At 60.0% G+C, this 18,434-nt stretch carries 16 protein-coding genes; 6 read left to right on the top strand and 10 right to left on the bottom strand.

Translation table 11 applies throughout. From position 1 onward, the window contains the following. Positions 1–8: 8 nt before the first annotated feature. The 3 genes from P0N66_RS01330 to P0N66_RS01320 all read right to left on the bottom strand — a co-directional run bounded on the left by P0N66_RS01330 (position 9) and on the right by P0N66_RS01320 (position 1,892). A complete protein-coding gene (locus tag P0N66_RS01330; protein ID WP_275802150.1) occupies positions 9–1,004 on the bottom strand; it encodes a GTP cyclohydrolase I FolE2 in 996 nt (331 codons plus the stop codon). Between the two features lie 8 nt (positions 1,005–1,012). Beyond that, entirely contained in the window at positions 1,013–1,597 is a 585-nt protein-coding gene (locus tag P0N66_RS01325) for a hypothetical protein (RefSeq protein ID WP_275802149.1), read from the bottom strand. Between the two features lie 70 nt (positions 1,598–1,667). Next, complete coding sequence (locus P0N66_RS01320) at positions 1,668–1,892, bottom strand: hypothetical protein (RefSeq protein WP_275802148.1); 225 nt, start codon at positions 1,890–1,892, stop codon at positions 1,668–1,670. Between the two features lie 161 nt (positions 1,893–2,053). Here P0N66_RS01320 and P0N66_RS01315 point away from each other — a divergent pair, with 161 nt between their 5' ends. Continuing rightward, entirely contained in the window at positions 2,054–2,974 is a 921-nt protein-coding gene (locus P0N66_RS01315) for a hypothetical protein (RefSeq protein WP_275802147.1), read from the top strand. A 28-nt stretch (positions 2,975–3,002) separates the two neighbouring features. On the opposite strand, the gene P0N66_RS01310 is transcribed toward P0N66_RS01315, so the two are convergent. Next, positions 3,003–3,410: a bacteriohemerythrin gene (locus P0N66_RS01310; protein WP_275802146.1), complete on the bottom strand. Its 408-nt coding sequence runs from the start codon at positions 3,408–3,410 to the stop codon at positions 3,003–3,005. Between the two features lie 486 nt (positions 3,411–3,896). Here P0N66_RS01310 and P0N66_RS01305 point away from each other — a divergent pair, with 486 nt between their 5' ends. From P0N66_RS01305 to P0N66_RS01295, 3 genes are all read left to right on the top strand, one after another. Continuing rightward, positions 3,897–7,808, top strand: a complete 3,912-nt coding sequence (locus P0N66_RS01305) for a DEAD/DEAH box helicase (RefSeq protein WP_275802145.1) — start codon at positions 3,897–3,899, stop codon at positions 7,806–7,808. A gap of 74 nt (positions 7,809–7,882) precedes the next feature. Continuing rightward, positions 7,883–9,517: a sensor histidine kinase gene (locus P0N66_RS01300; protein ID WP_275802144.1), complete on the top strand. Its 1,635-nt coding sequence runs from the start codon at positions 7,883–7,885 to the stop codon at positions 9,515–9,517. A gap of 139 nt (positions 9,518–9,656) precedes the next feature. Then, on the top strand, positions 9,657–10,358 hold the full coding sequence (locus P0N66_RS01295; RefSeq protein WP_275802143.1) for a response regulator transcription factor: 702 nt from the start codon (positions 9,657–9,659) through the stop codon (positions 10,356–10,358). Positions 10,359–10,364: 6 nt separating this feature from the next. Here the strand turns inward: P0N66_RS01295 and lptC are convergent, their stop codons facing one another. Genes lptC through pyrG form a run of 4 tightly spaced genes read right to left on the bottom strand, consistent with a single transcriptional unit; the run spans position 10,365 to position 14,144 of the window. Next, complete coding sequence (gene lptC, locus P0N66_RS01290) at positions 10,365–10,928, bottom strand: LPS export ABC transporter periplasmic protein LptC (protein ID WP_275802142.1); 564 nt, start codon at positions 10,926–10,928, stop codon at positions 10,365–10,367. A 58-nt stretch (positions 10,929–10,986) separates the two neighbouring features. After that, on the bottom strand, positions 10,987–11,619 hold the full coding sequence (locus tag P0N66_RS01285; protein ID WP_275802141.1) for a KdsC family phosphatase: 633 nt from the start codon (positions 11,617–11,619) through the stop codon (positions 10,987–10,989). Further along, the gene (gene kdsA, locus P0N66_RS01280; protein WP_275802140.1) at positions 11,606–12,469 is read right to left on the bottom strand and encodes a 3-deoxy-8-phosphooctulonate synthase; all 864 of its coding nucleotides are present in this window, start codon (positions 12,467–12,469) and stop codon (positions 11,606–11,608) included. Before kdsA ends, P0N66_RS01285 begins: the two co-directional genes overlap by 14 nt. Beyond that, positions 12,462–14,144 (bottom strand): CTP synthase, encoded by a 1,683-nt coding sequence (pyrG, locus tag P0N66_RS01275; protein WP_275802139.1) that lies wholly within the window; start codon positions 14,142–14,144, stop codon positions 12,462–12,464. The genes kdsA and pyrG overlap by 8 nt, the downstream gene beginning before the upstream one ends. A gap of 395 nt (positions 14,145–14,539) precedes the next feature. Between pyrG and P0N66_RS01270 the strand changes: the two genes are divergently transcribed. Beyond that, the gene (locus P0N66_RS01270; protein ID WP_275802138.1) at positions 14,540–15,388 is read left to right on the top strand and encodes a septal ring lytic transglycosylase RlpA family protein; all 849 of its coding nucleotides are present in this window, start codon (positions 14,540–14,542) and stop codon (positions 15,386–15,388) included. A gap of 233 nt (positions 15,389–15,621) precedes the next feature. Beyond that, entirely contained in the window at positions 15,622–16,584 is a 963-nt protein-coding gene (locus P0N66_RS01265; protein WP_275802137.1) for a DnaJ C-terminal domain-containing protein, read from the top strand. A gap of 28 nt (positions 16,585–16,612) precedes the next feature. Here P0N66_RS01265 and P0N66_RS01260 read toward each other — a convergent pair whose 3' ends face one another. Next, positions 16,613–17,701, bottom strand: coding sequence for a diguanylate cyclase domain-containing protein (locus tag P0N66_RS01260; RefSeq protein WP_275802136.1), 1,089 nt, complete (start codon positions 17,699–17,701; stop codon positions 16,613–16,615). Between the two features lie 103 nt (positions 17,702–17,804). After that, positions 17,805–18,374 carry a chemotaxis protein CheB gene (locus P0N66_RS01255; RefSeq protein ID WP_275802135.1) on the bottom strand — a complete coding sequence of 190 codons (570 nt, stop codon included), beginning with the start codon at positions 18,372–18,374 and terminating at the stop codon, positions 17,805–17,807. Between the last annotated feature and the right edge of the window lie 60 nt (positions 18,375–18,434).

The raw sequence follows: 18,434 nt of genomic DNA, 5'->3' as shown, positions 1-18,434 counted from the left end.
GGTTCGCCTTACCCGGACAGCGCGGCCAAAGTGGTTTCCAGCCGGCAATGGACATCATGGCTGTGGATACTCTCCAGGCCCACCGTGTTAATCAGCAGCCGCGAGGCCGGCGGCAGCACCGGACCGAGAAGCCGGCCCGCCGCCTGGGCCGTCTCCCGCACCGTATCTTCAGCAAACTGCGGATGACGGTGGGAGGCATAGACCAGCTCCGCCTCGTCGGGGCGCTTCAACAGATCCTGGCTCAAGTGGAGGGCGGCGGCCAGGCACTGCAGTAGCTGTTCCTGGGACGGCGTGGCCGCCTCGGGCACCTTCTCGGCTTCGGTCTCATGGGTCGCCACCACCATCAGCGTAGTATGGGAACGCTGGGAATGGGTGGGCTGCAGGATGGGGCTGGAGTCCGCCACCGGATTTTCGCCGGCGGTGCTCAGCAGCAGCTGATTATAGGCCTGAGTGCAAGGACAGGCGGTGATATGATGAACCCCCACCCCCACCCCCATCCGCCAGCGCCACGTTACTTCGGCACCATCCAGGTCCACCTCCACCCGCAGGTCATAAGCATCCAGGGAATGGCGGCCACTGACCCCGGTACGGCTTATGCGGGGCAACCGACCGCGCAACTCCACCCGTCCCCGGCGGGATTCCTGGCCTGGCACCGCCAGGCGGGCCAATTCCAGGGCATACTGCCCCGCCTGGGCGAACTCCACCTCATGCAGAGCACTGATCGCCTCTTCCAGGCGTGACATGTGAATCCCTCGCCGATGGGCCGCCAGATCGACCTCCAAACGCAGATCAAAAGGTAACCGGCCTTGGGGCAGCCTGATCCAGACGGTCTTGGCGCTGATCCCCACGGCATCCAGGGGGATGGCCACCGTCGGCAACTGGCCGGGCACATCGAGGCAATCCGCAAGCACCTGCCGGTGTCGATGGGCGGGAAAAAAGGAAGCGGGAGCGCTTGCCTCCTCCGAGGCCGCCGTCCTCCCTGATTCAACTTGCCGGTTATACATTATTTTTCCTAAAACAAAGATTGCAGCGCTTCCAGATCCTTGAGATCAATATCTCCCCTGGCCTTGGCTTTGGGATAAAGGGCGCTGAGCAGTTTTTCATCTTCCAACAATTCCAGAAAGCGGCGATGGGTTTCATCGAAGTCCAGCGGCGCCCGGCCGCTTACCCGCAGCTTGGCCGCCGCCGGGGCAAAGAGATGAGGGGCCCGGGAATAAACGGCATAAAAAAGGCGATCGCGGACCAGGCGCGGGTGCTGTTCGTAAGGCGGCGCCTCTTTCCCCAAGGCTGTCATCACCTGCTCCACCGTGCAGTCGGGCAAGATGGAAAAGAGTTTGGGGGTGTCATAGATGTCGGCCGCCTCCACCAGACGTTCGATCATCCAATAATCCAACTCCTGCAGAGACGCCCGGATCCGACTCCTGATCCCGGAATCTTCGCTCTCCAGCAACAGTCTGATATACGGCGTGATCTCATTACTGGCCAGTACCTGACGGCGTAACGCCTGGGCCAGCCACTCCACCTGCATTTCCGGGCTGCGAGCAATGAAAGGCATGTAACGCTCCAGCCACTTTTTCTTTTTTCTAACCTCTTCCATCACTTCCCCGCCCGCTTTGGGATATTGGCCTGCCGCCAATGGTTTTCGCCGCCCCGTCGATGTATGATGGTTACCTTTTTCCCCAGCTTTGACAACCTGTATTTTTCTGAACCAGCAGGGGGGCCACACCGGCTGCCCCAATGACCACTAACAGTCCGTTGAAAAAGCCATCCCTGGCTTTTTCAACTAACGGTTGGCCAAAGATGGCTTTGGCCAACCTCACGAATTCATTGCCACTTTCAGTGCCACTAAATTCGGCGGCCCATCCATGGGCCGCTACCAGCCCGTTTTCCAACGGGCTGCTAACTCGTCACCTGCCAGATCGTCATTTTTCATTGACCGGTATTTCCGCCCCGGCTATTATCCTAGGATATTGATCCACAGTTAAACTGATTGGTCGCCCCCTTGACGGCCAATCAGCACCATCTGCGCCCGCTTGCGGGAGGTCTTGGTCCCATGCCAGATACCAAGAAACGTGCCGCCCCCCGGCAGAAATCCCTGCTGCCGATTGCCCTGCTGATCCTGATAATGATCATCGGCCTTGGCCTGTTGCTGTGGTTTTTCGCCCTGACGCCGCGCCAGCCGGCGGTACACTACGAACCGCCAGGTGCTGAACGACCGGACACTCCCGCGCTGATCACCCCGGAACCGACCGGACCCGAACGACGGCCCGCTGCGCCGCTGCCCCTTCCCGCCGAAGAACCGGATGAATGCCAACAGGTCAGCGACCAGATCCAAGAATTTTTCGCCCACTTGGACCGGCGGGGCTACATCGGGCAAAGGGAATTGCCCACAGACAGCCTGACCCACTTCAAGCACCTGACGGAACGGCTGTTGGCCAACCCTCCGGCGGTCAGTGGCGAAACCGACGATATTTACACGGTACTCAGCAACACCGCCCATTTGTACCGGATGCTGGGCCTGAAAGATCTCTGGCTGCTCAAGGAGGTCATACAAGAAGAGAGGGCAGACCTGGAAAATATTCTAGCCCTGCTGTACCGCTGGTCCATAATCGCCGAAGAGTGCCAAAACAGCAGCCTGCAGTTGGCCTTGCCCCTGCCGGCCCTTTACGAATACGCCGGTTTTTTTCTTAACACCCTGGGCGGGAGATCCTACCTTTTCCGCCGTGACACCCGCATACGGCTGCTGACCACCTATTATTCGGTGTTGATTCTGGACCGGGCCAACGAGGAGGGCATCAACCGCCACGGGCTGGACATCCGCCCAGCCATAGGCAGCCTGCTGGCGGAACTCCCGGCCGCCGAAACCCTCCGACAGCGAGAAGAATACCTGGGCCGGCTGCTTGAGCTGCAGAACAAATACCGGAGAAAATACGGCGCCAGCGGTCACGGGGCGCCGTATCTTGCGGCGAGGTAAGCACTAAAGGGAAAACAAACCCGTTTTCCTAGTTAACCCCTTTGCTGTTGAGATGTGCTGCGTATTTTTTGTCGGTGCCCAGGATGTGTTTATCCAGCCAGTCTTTGAGAAATTGCGACACTTCGACGGTGAGATTGACCTTGCCGGACTTGAGGTCATTCTGCAGGGCCATCACCTTGGCCGTCATCTTTTCGTGCTTGGCTTTGTGGGAGGCGTACTCCGGGTAACCGTGGGTTTGCATCAGCCGCTCTTCGACGGCAAAGTGATTGGCGCAGTATGAAACCAGCTTGTTGAGCAAACCACCCAGTACATCTTTGGCCCGCTGCTGCATCATCGCCTCGTGCAACTCGTTGATCATGGCCACCAGTTGCCTATGCTGCTCGTCAATCTCCCGGATATTGACACTGTACTCGTCCTTCCACTCAAACATCGCCATGGTTGCTACCTCCAAAAAAAATTATTGATTGGTAACTGTCCAGCAGCACCCCATCTTGCGCCGATCAGGTCGGCTTGAATACCTGATGTCTGATACGCCGACTTGGCTTATCGCAACCCGGGGCACTGCTGAACAGTTACGTGCCAGAATGAGCTGAATAGTTACATTGATTGTTGACAAGGGAACGGCCGCTCCCAGTCGCCATCAGTTATAACTAACGACAGAAACCTTATCGCCGCCGTAACGGCAACGATTACCGAGGATCAGGTTCTGCCGCCGCTGCCGAGGAGTCAACGACCGCTACAATTTGCCAGCCCCACCGACGACATTGTCAATATTAGGCACTCATCCAACAGCATGCAAGAAGAATAATTATCAAACGATAAAAAAATTGATCGCCCCTTTGCCGCAAGTCGAATACAATATAGTTTTTTCCGATGCATAAGTCAGTCACCACCTCTCCTGCAATGCTACTCCGAGGTACCAATGCAACAACCTGACCGGGCGCCGACCATGGCGACAAGTCCGCCGCCAGCCGCGGAATACCGGCAGATTAGCGAGCGGCTTAAAGAGGCCCTGCAGGGGAATGATCTGGATGGCTTCCAAGACGCCATGCTGCAGTGGTTCAACTTCAAGCAGCGGGCTGATTTTCCCAATCCCGTACTCACCCTCTGCGCCCAGCCTTTTGAGCCGGCACGCTTTGCCGCCTTGCCGGCCCAGGTCAGGCTTTATGCGTTGCAGGAAATTTTCCGGGACCATATTGCCCGCCTCATCGACCTGCAACCGCAGATCGACTTCCTGCGGCAACCGGCAGCTTTGGCCGGGCTGACCCGAGAATTTCAGCAACCTTTTCTTTATCTGCTGATGGCCGCCCTGCTTTTACGGGGAGAAACCGGCCCGGCGACGGATTTTTTTCGGCGACACCGGCACAAGCTCAGCGCCTGCGGCCTGCGGGGATGGCTTTACTTCCTGGTCGGCGATTTTCCGGCTGCCATCCGCTCATTCAAAGGCGATCTGAGTCGGCTACGTCGCCGGGAGGGTAATCCGAGCGCCTTTTTTACCGGCTTTGAAGGAATCATCATGCTCCTGAGCCTGCTGGCCGAAGATAACCACCGCCACCTGGCCCTGATCAGCAAAACCACCATCGAACTGACCAGAGTTCAACCCCACAATCCTCTGCTGCCGGTGTATCGCCTCCTCCACGGCGTGACCACTCGGCTGGACAACCAGGTCAGCAGTGACCAACTGCTGTGCCCGGCTTTGCCGACGGCCGCCGCCGGCGCCACCAATGATGCCGCCGGTAATGGCATTATCACTCTTTTTTCCGGCCTGGCTGATCTATGGCTTACCGGCCACATCCTCGACGGCATGCACCCCACGCTGCGAAAGCTTGACCGCCGCGCCAGGAAAAGCGGCTACCGTTGGCTGGCCGCCGGCTTCCAAAGCCTGTTGCCGACAGATGGCCGAAGGCAGCCGGATGCCTTTCCAGTAAGCTGGCACCTTGGCGCCCTGGTTAAAACCACCGAACCCTGGCGCCGCGCCGTAATGGCGTTGCACCACGACCACCCCCCCATACCGCCCGACCGGGCAGACTCCCGCCGCCTGGCATGGCTGCTGCGCTACCGGGAAGAGCAGGACCATTACGGACTCAGGCCGGTGCTGCAGCAACGCCGCCAGGACGGCACCTGGAGCCGGGGCCGGCCGGTGGCGCTCCACCGGCTGATCAAACTGGCCGACGGCCCGTCCGATAAGCACCGGAGCCAACCGCCGCCCGACGCGCTACTGCCGTTAACCCCGCAAGACCAGGCCATCTGCCGCTGCCTGGCACATCAGCCCCAAAGCCGGGGCGGCGGTTTTACATCGACGCCGCAACTGAATTTGCAACTGCTGGTTGGCCACCCTCATCTTTTTCTCGCCGATGATCCGCGCCAGCGCCTGCAGGTGGAACACGGCCAACCAACCCTGCTCATCGAACCCGAACCACCAAAGCAGGTGCGCCTGCGACTGCACCCCTTTCCGCCTCCGGCCGGCCAGGTGCTGTTCCGTCGGGATGAAACCGCTTTCCAGGTTATCTCCTACACGCCGGCCCTGCTGGAGCTGGCCGCCAGACTGGGCCCGGAGGGAACAACCCGGCCGCTGGACAACCCCGCCGCGCTGGGCGAAATGCTGACGGAGCTGCCGCCGGACTTGGCCGTATTTTCATGCCTGGACCTGCAGCTGCCGGACTGTGAACCAATCAGGCCGGACAACCGCATCATCATCCAGTTTTTCCCCACCGCTTCGGGGTTGCGGCTGCGCCTGCGAGTGCGTCCATTGGGGCAGCACGGCCCGGATCTCTGTCCCGGTGACGGACCGCCGCTGCTCTGGGCCAAAATCAGCGACCACCGCTACCGCCTGCACCGTGACCTGACCGCAGAAACCAGCCAGGCCCGGGAACTGGCAACACGCTGCAACCTGGAATGGCCCCCGGAGCCGAAAAGCCAAGGAGTCGACCACGACCCCTCCACCTGGACCCTCTCCACCCCCCAGGTTTGCCTTGATTTTTTAACCCGCTTGCAGGAACAGACCCCCCCAGTGCCCCAGGAGTGGCCGGCGGGACGGGGTTTTTCGGTGAGCCCCACCATTGAACTGCAGCGACTGCAGCTCAAGATCAGCAAAAAAAACGACTGGTTCGGGTTAAGCGGTACGCTCCAACTGGACGACGGCCTGGTAATGGAACTGGACTCTTTACTGCGTGCCGCCCGCCGGGGCAAAGGTCGCTTTATTCCTTTGGGGAACGGTCGTTTCCTCAGCTTAAGCAATGAGCTCAAACGCAAAATTGACGAAATTGAGGCCTTTGCCGAAATTCGCCAGGGCGAGGTAAAGCTGCACCCTCTGGCCGTTCGGCTGCTGCTGGACAGCAACGCCAACCAGGAGCCCCGGGAGCGATTACAGGTAACCACCGATCAGCACTGGCAGAAGTTTTTGGCCCGGCTGCAACAGAACCGTGAGCAACAGGCCCCGCCACCGGCCGGCCTGCAAACCCGGCTGCGCCATTACCAGCTCACCGGCTACCGCTGGCTACGCCAGATGGCCGACCTGCAACTTGGGGCCTGTCTGGCCGACGACATGGGCCTGGGTAAAACCATTCAGGCCCTGGCCCTGCTCCTGGCCCGTTCCGCTCAAGGCCCCGGCCTGGTGGTGGCCCCAACCTCCCTGTGCCTCAACTGGCAGGAAGAGGCCCGCCGTTTTGCCCCGGCACTCAAGGTGATCCATTACGCTGGCCGGCAGCGCAGCCAACTGCTCGACCACCTTGGGGCCGGCGATCTGGTGGTCTGCAGCTACGGCATGCTGCAGCGTGACGCCGGCCTGCTGGCCGCCGTCCACTGGCACACCATCGTGCTGGACGAGGCGCAGGCCATAAAAAACTTTTTGGCCAAACGCTCCCGGGCGGCCATGAGACTGCAGTCCAACTGCAAGTTGATCACCACCGGCACCCCGCTGGAAAACCATCTCACCGAACTGTGGACCCTGTTTCGCTTCATCAATCCCGGCCTGCTGGGCAGCCTGGAGCAATTCAGCAAAAAATTCATCGTGCCCATCGAACAGCATGATGACCAGACGGCCCGGCAACGCTTGAAAAAACTGCTTACACCTTTCATTTTGCGCCGACTCAAGGACGAAGTGCTGCCGGAATTGCCGCCGCGGACCGATATCACTCTGCAGGTCACCATGCACCGGGAAGAAGCCGCCATGTATGAGGCCCTGCGCCGGCAAGCGCGGGCAACCCTGAAAAACGGCGACGGCACCCACCGTCCCGGCGCCCCGCTCCAGGTACTGGCGGAAATCATGAAACTACGCCGGGCCTGCTGTCATCCCCGGCTGGTGTTACCGGACAGCACCCTGTCCGGAGCAAAACTGGATCTTTTTGCCAAAGTGGTCACGGAGTTGCTGGAAAACCGGCACCGCATCCTGGTGTTCAGTCAGTTTGTCGACCATCTGGCGATTATTCGGCAATATCTGAACGAGCAGCAGATCAGCTACCAGTACTTCGACGGGGCCACCCCAGCTCGCATCCGTCAGCAGCGCGTACAGGCATTCCAGGCCGGTGAGGGACAGCTGTTTTTGATCAGCCTGCGGGCCGGTGGGATGGGGCTCAACCTCACCGCCGCCGACTATGTCATCCACCTGGACCCCTGGTGGAATCCGGCGGTGGAGGAACAGGCTTCCGACCGGGCCCACCGGATCGGCCAGAAGAAACCGGTCACCATTTACCGCCTGATTACCACCGGTACTATTGAAGAAAAGATCCGCGAGCTGCACCGGCGCAAAAGCCGCCTGGCCACCGAACTCCTCGACACCAACCGCTCCGGCCCGCCCCGCAGCTACGATGAACTGCTGGCCCTGCTGGAAAAATAATATTTCGGCCGCCACCCTACGATGGCTTTGCCGGCCACAGCAAAAAAAGGGAAACCATGCGCGGAAAGCTGAAAATGAGCCTGAGCTACAAGTTGATCATCGGCTGTGTACTGACACTGCTGGTTACCATGAGCGTCACCTTTTACCTGATCAGCCTCCGGCAGGATCGGCTCATCGTGCAGCAGGCGGAAAATGAAGCCCGGACCATCTTTCGCCAGATCATCATCACCCGCAAATGGGTGGCCGATCATGGCGGCATTTTTGTCCGCGAGCCACCCGATCAACCATGGGTCAAGCCCTCCCCTTTCATGCTCGACGCCGCCATCACCGACCAGCAGGAGCGGCGTTATCTGCGACAGACCCCGGCCATGGTCACCAAGGCCCTGGCCGATTACGCCAAGGAGCAAGAAACTTACTGGTTCCACATCACCAGCCTCAATCCGGTAAACCCCGCCAACCGGCCCGACGACTTGGAGCGTCAGGCCCTGGAGGCTTTCGCCCGTGAAGAAATGGAAGAATTCATGACCATGGAAACCATCAACCGAGATGTGTACCTGCGCTACATCTCACCGCTTTATACGGAAACGGTTTGCCTGGACTGCCACGGCAATTATCGAATTAATGACGTCCGCGGCGCCATCAGCGTTACCCTGCCGCTCAGTGAGACCTTCGCCGAGGCGGCCCGCAACCGACGCCTGCTGTTTGCCGCCATGGGCCTGGTGGTAATGGTTTTAAGCGGCTCGCTGCTGCTGATGATCCGCCACCTGGTGCTGACCCCCATGCAGACCCTGGCCATGGCCATAACCCGGTACTCCCGCAGCGGCCACCGGGAAGATGCGGTGATCCTGCAGACCGGCGATGAATTCGAGGAACTCTCCCGCTCCTTCGCCCGCATGGCCGGCAAGCTCAGCGACTATCATCACAACCTTGAAGACAAGATCCAAATCGCTACCCGTGATCTTGAACAGAGCAATCGGCAACTGCTGGCGGCCAATCGGCTGCTGGCCGCCACCAACGTCAAAAAATCCGATTTTATCGCCCGGGCCTCCCATGAACTGCGCACCCCGCTGACCTCGGTCAAGGGCGGCATGGAGTATCTTACCGCCCGGCTGACCAGTCTGGATCCGGACACCGGCCGAGCCTGCAGCCGTGACGAGCTGCTGGATTTTCTCGAACTGATCCGCAACAACACCGACCGCCTGATCCGCATGGTCAACATCATGCTTGATATCGAACGCATCGAAATGGGCACCATGTCCTCCCTGAACACTCAGGATTTCGACCTGGCCCTGCTCGTCTGGGAAAGCCGGGAAGAGCTGGCCTTGACCGCCGCCGCCAAAAATATTGCGATCACCACCCGGGGGCCCCAGGCTCTGACGGTACGGGCCGACGAAGACCGTATCCGGCAGGTGCTGACCAACCTGTTGGCCAATGCCGTCAAGTTCGCACCGCAGAATTCGGAAGTGCAGCTCCGGTTCAGCCAGGAAGAGGAGATAGCAGTGGTGGAGGTAGAAGACCAGGGAGCGGGGATCGAGCCCGGCCAGGAAGAGAAGATCTTTGAGAAATTTTACCGCCTGGGCGACAAGGAGGGTAGCGGACTGGGGCTGGCCATCTGCCGCAGCATCATCGAGGCCCACGGCGGCCGGATCGGCGCCGAAAACCGCCCCGAGGGCGGAGCCCGCTTCTACTTTCACCTGCCCACCCGATGACCAGGGCTGTCTTCGGCTACCCCTACCACAAAAAGAAACCGGCTTTACACTATTTTAGCAATTTCGGGCAAAATATGTTTAAATTCGGTTAACTTATAACCCCTTCCTTAAATATTGCCGCCAATGAGAACCGCAAGCCATGGACGATAGCGCCCCAACCACAACCCTGCTGGCCATCGACGACGATCATGATATCCTTAAAGTGCTCCAAGCCAACCTGGAACTGCACGGATTCAAGCTGCTCACCGCCGCTTCCCTGGCCGAAGCCCGACAGATTTTGGAGACTCTTCAGCCGGATCTGATCATTCTTGACCTGATGCTGCCCGACGGCGACGGCCTGGAGTTCTGCTGTTCCCTGAAGTCGATCCACCCCCAACTGCCGGTAATCATGCTTACCGCCCGGGATAAGGTCTCCGACAAAGTGGTAGGGCTGGAACTGGGGGCCGATGACTACGTGGTCAAGCCCTTTGAAACCAGCGAGCTGCTGGCCAGGATCAAGGCGCGGCTGAGGGCCAGCCCGGGGGGGACGCCCAACCCCGTTATCCGGGCCGGCGACCTTGAGGTCGACCTGCGCAACCAGACGGTCAGCGTCGCTGGCCGGGAGGTCTACCTGACCGCCAAGGAGTTCCAGTTGCTGGCCTGCCTGGTGGAAAATCGCAATAATCTGGTAACCCGGGATGAAATTCGCAAAAGGCTGTGGCGAGACTCCAAAATATACTCCTGGAGCCGGGTAATCGATGTGCACATTCAGCACTTGCGGCAGAAAATCGAAAAAAACCCTTCCCGGCCCCGCTTTATCATCACGGTGCCGGGCCGGGGCTATCGATTTGCCGAAGAGTAGTCGGTCTTAAGGCGATGATGTTATGAATTCGACCTCGCCGGTGAGTTCATAACGGCCGTCGGCCAGGAAGTAATCCAGGTGACGGCCCCTGGCCTGCAGGTCTTCACCGGCAATTTCCACCCCCACCCGACTGGCCACCCGTCCCTCCCGCTCGAAATAACTCAGGGCCTGGGTCAGGAGGGAAAAACCGTCGGCATCCAACAGTCGGACATCATCCTCCAGCTCCAGCACTTCGCCGGCCAGATCATAACGGCCGCGGTCGGCATCAATCCAGACCTGCTCAGCCCCGTCGCGATAAAAAACGGCATGCACTCCGGTCAGAAAAAATTCATCTTCGCTCTCGCCGGTACGCAACCTCCGACTGTCCGCCCGCCACCCCAGTTCGCCGTCGATCTCCTGGAAAAATCGGACCTGCTCCATGGTGAAACGCTGCGCCGCCGGCGACTGCCGCTCTTGCCCTGCTTCGTGGTCGGGCAGCGCCGGCGGCGCCAGAAGGGCGCTCAGCCGCTCTCCGTAAAGCGGCCAGCCCAGCGCCAGCAGCAATGGCAGCAGCCAAAACAAGTTGCGCATCCCGTGCATCATTAGATCAATTAATCCAGGTTGTTATGTTATTTGCGCAACCGTTCACTTAGCGGGCGTAGGTAGCCAGCAGTTTTTCCCGCATTCCCTGGGCGGCGATGATCAGCTCACAGACTTCCCGCACCGCTCCCCGGCCCCCGGCAGCCTGGGTGACATAGTGGGCCACCTGCCGCACTTCGGCCACCGCATCCGCCACCGCCACCGCCAAACCGGCCCGCAGCAGCAGGGGCAGATCGAGCCAGTCATCGCCAACGTAGGCCACCTGCTCGGGACCCAACTTTTCCTCCGCCAGAATCTGCTGCCAGACCTGGATCTTCTCTCCCTGACCCTGGTAGACATGCCGCAAATGCAGATCTTCAGCCCGGCGGCGCACGGTCTCGGAAGTACGGGCGGTGATCAGCCCGGTTTCCACGCCAGCCTCCCGCAACAGCCTGATACCAAGTCCGTCGCGGGTGGAAAAAGACTTCATCTCATAGCCTTCCGGCCCGTACACAATGGTGGAATCAGTCAGCACCCCATCGACATCCAGCAGCAACAGTTTGATCCCGGCGGCCCGGGGGACACAGTTTTTCCAGGCATAGCTTGGCGCCGGTTCAGTAGCCCGGGCCAGCGCCCGTTGCCGCAGCCCCTGGGTAATCTCGCAGTCGGAAGGATAATTGCTGGCCCCGTCAGACCCCGCCATGGCCGCCTCCGGCAATGTCAGCCCTGGTCAGTTGGTGGATGGCCAGAACTTGACGCAAGAGTTCTTCCACCTGGCCCAGGGGCCAGGAGTTGGGGCCATCGCACAGGGCCCGATCCGGGTCGGGATGCACCTCCATGAACAGGCCGTCGATCCCGACCGCCGCCGCCGCCCGCGCCAGGGTCGGTACAAAGCGGCGCTGACCGCCGGAGGTGCCACCGGCACCACCGGGCAACTGGACACTGTGGGTGGCGTCAAAGATAACCGGACAGCCCAACTCCCGCATCAGCGGCAGAGAACGCATATCCACCACCAGGTTGTTGTATCCGAAGCTGCTGCCCCGTTCGGTGAGCAGCAGCCCACCGGCGCCAGCAGCGCGAATCTTGGCCGTAGCGTGGGCCATATCCCAGGGAGCAGCGAATTGGCCCTTTTTCAGGTTCACCGGCTTACCGCTTTGCGCCGCCGCCACCAGGAGATCGGTCTGGCGGCAGAGAAAAGCGGGAATCTGCAGCACATCAAGCACGGCCGCCGCCGCCGCCACCTGCCCACTTTCATGGACATCGGACACCAGGGGGAGTTCGAATTCACGGCCAATGGCCGCCAGCAGGGCCAGCCCCTCGCCTGCCCCCGGCCCCCGGTAGGATTCCAGTGAGGTCCGGTTGGCCTTGTCGAACGAGGCCTTGAAAATCAGGTTGATACCCAGGCCGGAGCAGATTTCCTTAAGGCAACCGGCCGTTTGGCGCATGACCGGCTCGGACTCAATGACGCATGGCCCGGCCAGCAGACAGAGCGGTTGCCCGGGCCCGACCTGGAAGCGTCCGGCAATCTCCACTGGTTGCATCGTCTCAGTCATACGGTCCGGCGGCGGCTTGCTGATGGTTCATGGCGGCTTTAATAAAAGCGGTAAACAGCGGATGCGGCTGCATGGGTCGGGACTTGAACTCAGGGTGGAACTGACACCCCAAAAACCATGGATGATCAGCCAGTTCCACAATTTCCACCAGCTTGTCATCCGGGGAGGTGCCACTGATTACCAACCCTTTTTCGGTCAGCGGTCGGCGGTACTCGTTATTGAACTCGTAGCGATGCCGGTGCCGTTCATTGATCAGCTCCTCGCCGTAGGCTTCCATGGCGTTGGTACCGGGCTGCAACCGGCAGGGATAACTCCCCAGCCGCAGGGTGCCCCCAAGATCGGTGGCCTCATCCCGGACCTGCACCTGGCTGGTACGATAATCGTACCACTCCTTGATAAAGTAAATCACCGGGTGCGGCGTTTTGGCGTTGAACTCGGTACTGTCGGCCTCCTTAAGACCGGCCACATGGCGGGCAAACTCGACGGTGGCCAACTGCATCCCCAGACAGATCCCGAAAAAGGGCACCTTCTGCTCCCGGGCATAACGAATAGCCATGAGTTTTCCCGCCACCCCGCGACCGCCAAAACCGCCGGGGACCAGGATGCCGTGGCAACCGGCCAGCAGCGTGGCCGCCCCTTCCAGGCCATGAACTTCGATATCCTCGGCACTGACATAACGCAATACCACCCGGTTGTCATTGGCCACGCCGCCATGTACCAGGGCCTCATGCAGGCTTTTGTATGATTCCTTCAGCTCCACATATTTGCCGATGATGGCGATACTGACTTCCCCGGCGGGGTTTTTGATCTTCTCCACCAGTTCGCTCCAAGGCTCCAGGCGAGGGGAACCGGTCCAGACGTTGAGCAGCTTGAGGATTTTGTCGTCCAGCCCTTCCTTGTGGAACCACAGGGGCACTTCATAAATATTGTCGACATCGCGGGCGGTGATCACCGCGTCCCGATCGACATTACAGAACAGGCTGATCTTGGCCTTCAACTCGTCGCTCAGCGTCGATTCGGTGCGACAAAGCAGGATATCGGGCTGAATGCCGATGGCCCGCAGTTCCTTGACGCTGTGCTGGGTGGGTTTGGTCTTGACCTCGCCGGCGGTCTTGATAAAAGGCACCAGGGTAACATGCAGATACAAAGTGTTTTCCCGCCCAAGATCACTGCGCAGTTGCCGAATGGCCTCGAGAAAGGGCAGCGATTCAATGTCGCCGATGGTGCCGCCGATTTCAATGATGGCCACATCCACCTCACCTTCCAGCTGCCGCACGGCGGCCTTGATTTCGTCGGTGACATGGGGAATCACCTGCACCGTCCCGCCCAGATATTCACCCCGGCGCTCTTTGCTGATCACCGTATGGTAAATGCGCCCCGAGGTATAGTTGTTGCGCTGACTCAGGCTCACCGAGGTGTAACGCTCATAATGCCCCAGATCCAGGTCGGTTTCGGCCCCGTCGTCGGTCACATAAACCTCGCCGTGCTGAAAGGGGTTCATGGTGCCGGGGTCCACATTGATGTAAGGGTCCAGCTTCTGAAAAGTGATGGTCAGGCCCCGGCTTTCCAGCAGCGCGCCGATGGCGGCGGCGGCCAGGCCCTTGCCCAGCGAAGAGAGAACTCCGCCGGTGATGAAAATAAACTTGGTTCGCGTGGTCCGTTCGGAAGATTTCATGGATCCCGGTTCTGCAACAAATTGGTCTGGTGCGGGTCGACACTGCTGCATGCGCCGACCATCGTGCCGTGGTGATAATGACAGTGAGAGGTTGACAGGCGCGGCCTTTTTTCCCTGGCCGACCTTTATCGGGCCGAATATAGCACCAACTTGTCTTGAGGAAAAGTAAAAAGCCGGGACTTTTTGAGCCGGGACGGATAAAGTGAGCCCGGTTCAACGTTTACGGGCCACCACCAACGGCTCCCTTGGCCATAACCCCAACACTGACAACCTCGCAAAAACCCGCCAATCGTGTTGGTCGGTAACGCGAAAGCAAGTAGTCACAAAGCGTGCCCAGTCGGCGTCGCGGCTTTTTGCGGCGCTGACAATATTGCGGGGGCGATTGGGAAAACACCATGAACAGATCAAATAACCAGCGACTCGCCACGGCATACCACCTTCACCGCAGCCACCGACTGCTGGGCGCCTTGCTGCTGCTCTTGCTGGCGCTCAGCGCCTGCGGCAAACCGCCGATAATCTCCAGCCCCACCGGCAAAAGCCGGGTGGAGGCGCCGCCGTATTCTCCGGCCCAGCCGCCGGCCGGCAGAATTCCGCCCACTCAGCGGCCCTACCAGATCCAGGGGATCACCTACTATCCCATCCCTTCAGCCCACGGCTACTCGGAAACCGGGATTGCCTCCTGGTATGGCCGCAAATTTCATGGCCGCCGCACCTCCAACGGCGAAATATACGACATGCATGCTATGACCGCCGCCCACAAAACCCTGCCCATGGACACTCACCTGCTGGTGGAAAACCTGGAAAACGGCAAGGAAATCACCGTCCGGATCAACGACCGGGGGCCTTTCGTCAGGGGGCGAATAATCGATCTTTCATACCGCGCCGCGCAAGAGCTGGGCATGGCCGACCAGGGGCTGGCCCAGGTAAGGATCACCGCCCTGGGGGCCACCGAACACTATCTGGAGGACGGCCGGGTACGCCAGCGTTTCGCCGCAACCCCGGATTTTGAACACGGTGAATTTTACGTTCAGGTCGGCGCCTTCACGGTGCGGGAAAACGCCGTCCGCCTGCGTGATCAGTTGCAGGAATGGGGCCGAACGGCGGTTATCCGGGAATACGACCACGGGGGCCGGTTGTTTTACCGGGTCCAGGTGGCGGCCGGCGACACCTTAAGCGGTGCCATGCGCTTTGAGCGGGTGATGATTGAGGCCGGGTTTACCGACGCCTTCGTCGTGGCCCACTGAAAAACATTCGGCAGCGCCGCATCTTCGGGCGATCAGCCAGGCTTACGTACCTGGGGTACGCTGCGCCTGGCTGCTTGCCCGAACCTGCGACACTGCCGAATGTTTTTGTTTTTTGCAGACGGCTTGCCAAACGGGTGGGGGATAATTATAGTCCCTCCGAGTTGTTTTTCTCGTTTATGACTTTTTTTTATGCTTGATTCAGGCTTTTACCAGGACAAGGACGACCATCGGCAATGGATTATTACAAAGCTTTAGGGGTTGAGCGCAACGCCAGCCCGGCAGAGATCAAGAAGGCCTATCGCAAGCTGGCCCTGAAATATCACCCGGACCGCAACCAGGGTAACAAGGAGGCGGAAAGCCGCTTCAAGGAAATCAGTGAGGCCTATGCCGTGCTGAGTGACCCGGAAAAGCGCAAGCAGTATGACACCTTCGGCTCGGACGGGTTCCAGCAACGCTACTCCCAGGAAGATATCTTCCGCAACGCCAACATCAACGACATCTTGCGGGAGTTCGGTATCAATCTGGGCGGCGGCCGAGCTACTTTTCACCGCGGTATGGGCGGCGGGCCAAGCTTTTTCGACGAACTGTTCGGGGTCGACGGCATGAGCGGCATGGGCGGCCAAGGCCAGGATTTCCGCCAGTTTCAACAGGACCCACGCCGTCGGCAAATGGTTAAGGGCAACGATTTAAGCCTGGAAATGCCGGTAACCCTGGAAGAGGTGCTGCACGGCAGCGAAAAGACCATTTCCCTGGGGCGGGGCGGCCAGGCCGACAAGGTAACGGTTAAGATCCCCACCGGCATTGAAGACGGCAAAAAGCTGCGAGTCAGCGGCAAGGGCGCCCCATCGCCCATGGCCGGCCCGCCGGGTGACTTGCTGTTGCTGGTCCGGGTAAAACCTCACCCGGTGTTCATCCGGGAGGGTCGTAACCTGGTGGTGGACCAGGAAATTCCCCTGAGCGGCGCCCTGCTGGGAACCGACATCGCCGTGCCCACCTTGGAGGGGCGCCGGCTCAAAGTCAAGGTGCCCCCCGGCAGCAAGCCCGGCGCCAAGCTGCGCCTGAAAGGCCAGGGGCTGCCGGGTACCGGCGGCAGCGCACGGGGCGACCTGCTGGTCCGCATCAATCTGAAAATGCCCGGCAAGCTTACGGCAGAACAGCGCGATCTGGTGCAAAAAATGGCGGCCACCGGGCTTTAGAAGGAGCTTGCCGGCAAACCGCAAACCGCTATTCAGCCCCCCCCTCATCACCGGAGATATACCCAGTCTGGCCGAGGGTGCCCAGCAGCGCCTCCGGCCCCTGGATCTGCACCCGGTTACGCCCGCTTTCCTTGGCCACATAAAGGGCCTTGTCGGCGGCGCAAACCAGATCCTGCTCGGAGATATCCGGCCGCGGCACCACCGATGATACCCCGAAGCTCATGGTCAACTGGAGCCCGGTGGCCGATTCCGGGTGAGAAATCCTCATCTTCTCCACTTCCCGGCGGATGGTCTCGGCCAGATGTCGCCCGCCTTCCAGGTCGGTTTCCGGCAACAAAATCACAAACTCCTCCCCGCCGAAACGGGCAACCAGATCGGAGGGTCGCATCAGGGGACTGCGGATCACCTCGGCGATCCTGACCAGGCACTCATCACCAACCAGATGTCCAAAGTTGTCGTTAAACTGCTTGAACGAGTCGATATCACCCAGCAGCAGGGTCAGCGGATGCCGGTTGCGCATGGCCCGCCGCCATTCGGCCTGAATGGTTTCCTGGAAACAGCGACGGTTACTGAGACCGGTCAACGCGTCGGTGAGAGATAGTTCGTTGAGCCGGGCGTTGGCCTCTTCCAACTGGGCCTTAACCCCCAACAGTTCCCGCACCTTGAGGTCCAACTCGACGCTTTTTTTAGCCAGCAGGCGCTGCTGATGGTCGAGTTGCAAAAAGATCTCCACCTTGCTGCGCAGGATATAAGGATTGATGGGCTTAAAGAGATAGTCCACGGCGCCGGCCTGATAGGCCTTAAAGACATGCTCGTCCTCTTTGCTGATGGCGGTGACGAAGATGATCGGCAAGTGTTTGGTCTGCTTGCGCCCCCGCAGCAGGCTGGCGGTTTCAAATCCATCCATGCCGGGCATCTGCACATCCAGCAGAATCAGGGCAAAGTCGTGCTCCAGCAGCAGGGACAGGGCCTGCTCACCGGAGGTGGCGGTAATCAGCATCGCCCCCACCCCTTCAAGCAGGCTTTCCATCACCAGCAGGTTGGCCGGCTGGTCATCGACAATCAGGATTTTCGGCATCCCCGGCATAATTTTGATGGCCTCGCAAAAACCCGTCAAAAGTGCTGATCACCGCCACCGGCACAAAAAACGGTGGTTGGTAATCAGTCGGCGGCGCCCCAGCAGCGCCGACAATTTTAATTTATTGCCAAAACCAAAACCCTCAGGCCGGTCGGTAAAGATTGGCCAGAAAACGGCCGATGGCCGGCAACGGCAGAACAAAATCCACCTGAGTGGCCTGGATGGCGGCCCGCGGCATGACGGGAAACTCAGCCCCCGCCGGGTCCTGCACCACCGCCAGGCCGCCTGAGCGTTTCATCGCCGCCAGACCTCGGCTGCCGTCATCATTGGCCCCGGTCAGCACCACGGCAATCAGCCCTTTGCCGTAGGCCTCGGCAGCGCTTTCAAACAGCAGATCGATGCTGGGCCGGGAAAAGTTAACCCAGTCCTCCAGGGACAGGGCCAGCGAGCCGTCGTCCTCCATCAGCAGATGGTAATTGGCCGGCGCCAGGTAAGCGGTGCCGGGCGCCGCCGGCTCCTTGTCCTCAGCCTCTTTGACCTTGATTGCGCAACGCTGATCCAGCCAGCGAGCCAGAAAATCATCGGAGTCAACCCCCAGGTGCTGGACCACCAGCAGCGGCAGCGGAAAATCCGCCGGCAAACAGCTTAACACTTCCCGCAGGGCCTCCAGCCCTCCGGCTGACACGCCGATCACCACGGCCCGGTAGGGCAAATCTTGGGAGCCTGCAGGCTGCTTTGATCTTTGGTTGGCCATGGCTGATGATTATTCGAC

Source organism: Desulfurivibrio dismutans (assembly GCF_029210385.1).
Taxonomy (GTDB): domain Bacteria; phylum Desulfobacterota; class Desulfobulbia; order Desulfobulbales; family Desulfurivibrionaceae; genus Desulfurivibrio; species Desulfurivibrio dismutans.
Note: the sequence above shows the minus strand (reverse complement) of the source record. Positions and strands in the feature narration are given on the sequence as shown.

Bases quoted from the DNA above. Each gene is read 5' to 3' on its own strand.
- P0N66_RS01330 (WP_275802150.1), bottom strand. From the start codon at position 1,004: ATGTATAACCGGCAAGTTGAATCAGGGAGGACGGCGGCCTCGGAGGAG.
- P0N66_RS01325 (WP_275802149.1), bottom strand. From the start codon at position 1,597: ATGGAAGAGGTTAGAAAAAAGAAAAAGTGGCTGGAGCGTTACATGCCT.
- P0N66_RS01315 (WP_275802147.1), top strand. From the start codon at position 2,054: ATGCCAGATACCAAGAAACGTGCCGCCCCCCGGCAGAAATCCCTGCTG.
- P0N66_RS01310 (WP_275802146.1), bottom strand. From the start codon at position 3,410: ATGGCGATGTTTGAGTGGAAGGACGAGTACAGTGTCAATATCCGGGAG.
- P0N66_RS01305 (WP_275802145.1), top strand. From the start codon at position 3,897: ATGCAACAACCTGACCGGGCGCCGACCATGGCGACAAGTCCGCCGCCA.
- P0N66_RS01300 (WP_275802144.1), top strand. From the start codon at position 7,883: ATGAGCCTGAGCTACAAGTTGATCATCGGCTGTGTACTGACACTGCTG.
- P0N66_RS01295 (WP_275802143.1), top strand. From the start codon at position 9,657: ATGGACGATAGCGCCCCAACCACAACCCTGCTGGCCATCGACGACGAT.
- lptC (WP_275802142.1), bottom strand. From the start codon at position 10,928: ATGCGCAACTTGTTTTGGCTGCTGCCATTGCTGCTGGCGCTGGGCTGG.
- P0N66_RS01285 (WP_275802141.1), bottom strand. From the start codon at position 11,619: ATGGCGGGGTCTGACGGGGCCAGCAATTATCCTTCCGACTGCGAGATT.
- kdsA (WP_275802140.1), bottom strand. From the start codon at position 12,469: ATGACTGAGACGATGCAACCAGTGGAGATTGCCGGACGCTTCCAGGTC.
- pyrG (WP_275802139.1), bottom strand. From the start codon at position 14,144: ATGAAATCTTCCGAACGGACCACGCGAACCAAGTTTATTTTCATCACC.
- P0N66_RS01270 (WP_275802138.1), top strand. From the start codon at position 14,540: ATGAACAGATCAAATAACCAGCGACTCGCCACGGCATACCACCTTCAC.
- P0N66_RS01265 (WP_275802137.1), top strand. From the start codon at position 15,622: ATGGATTATTACAAAGCTTTAGGGGTTGAGCGCAACGCCAGCCCGGCA.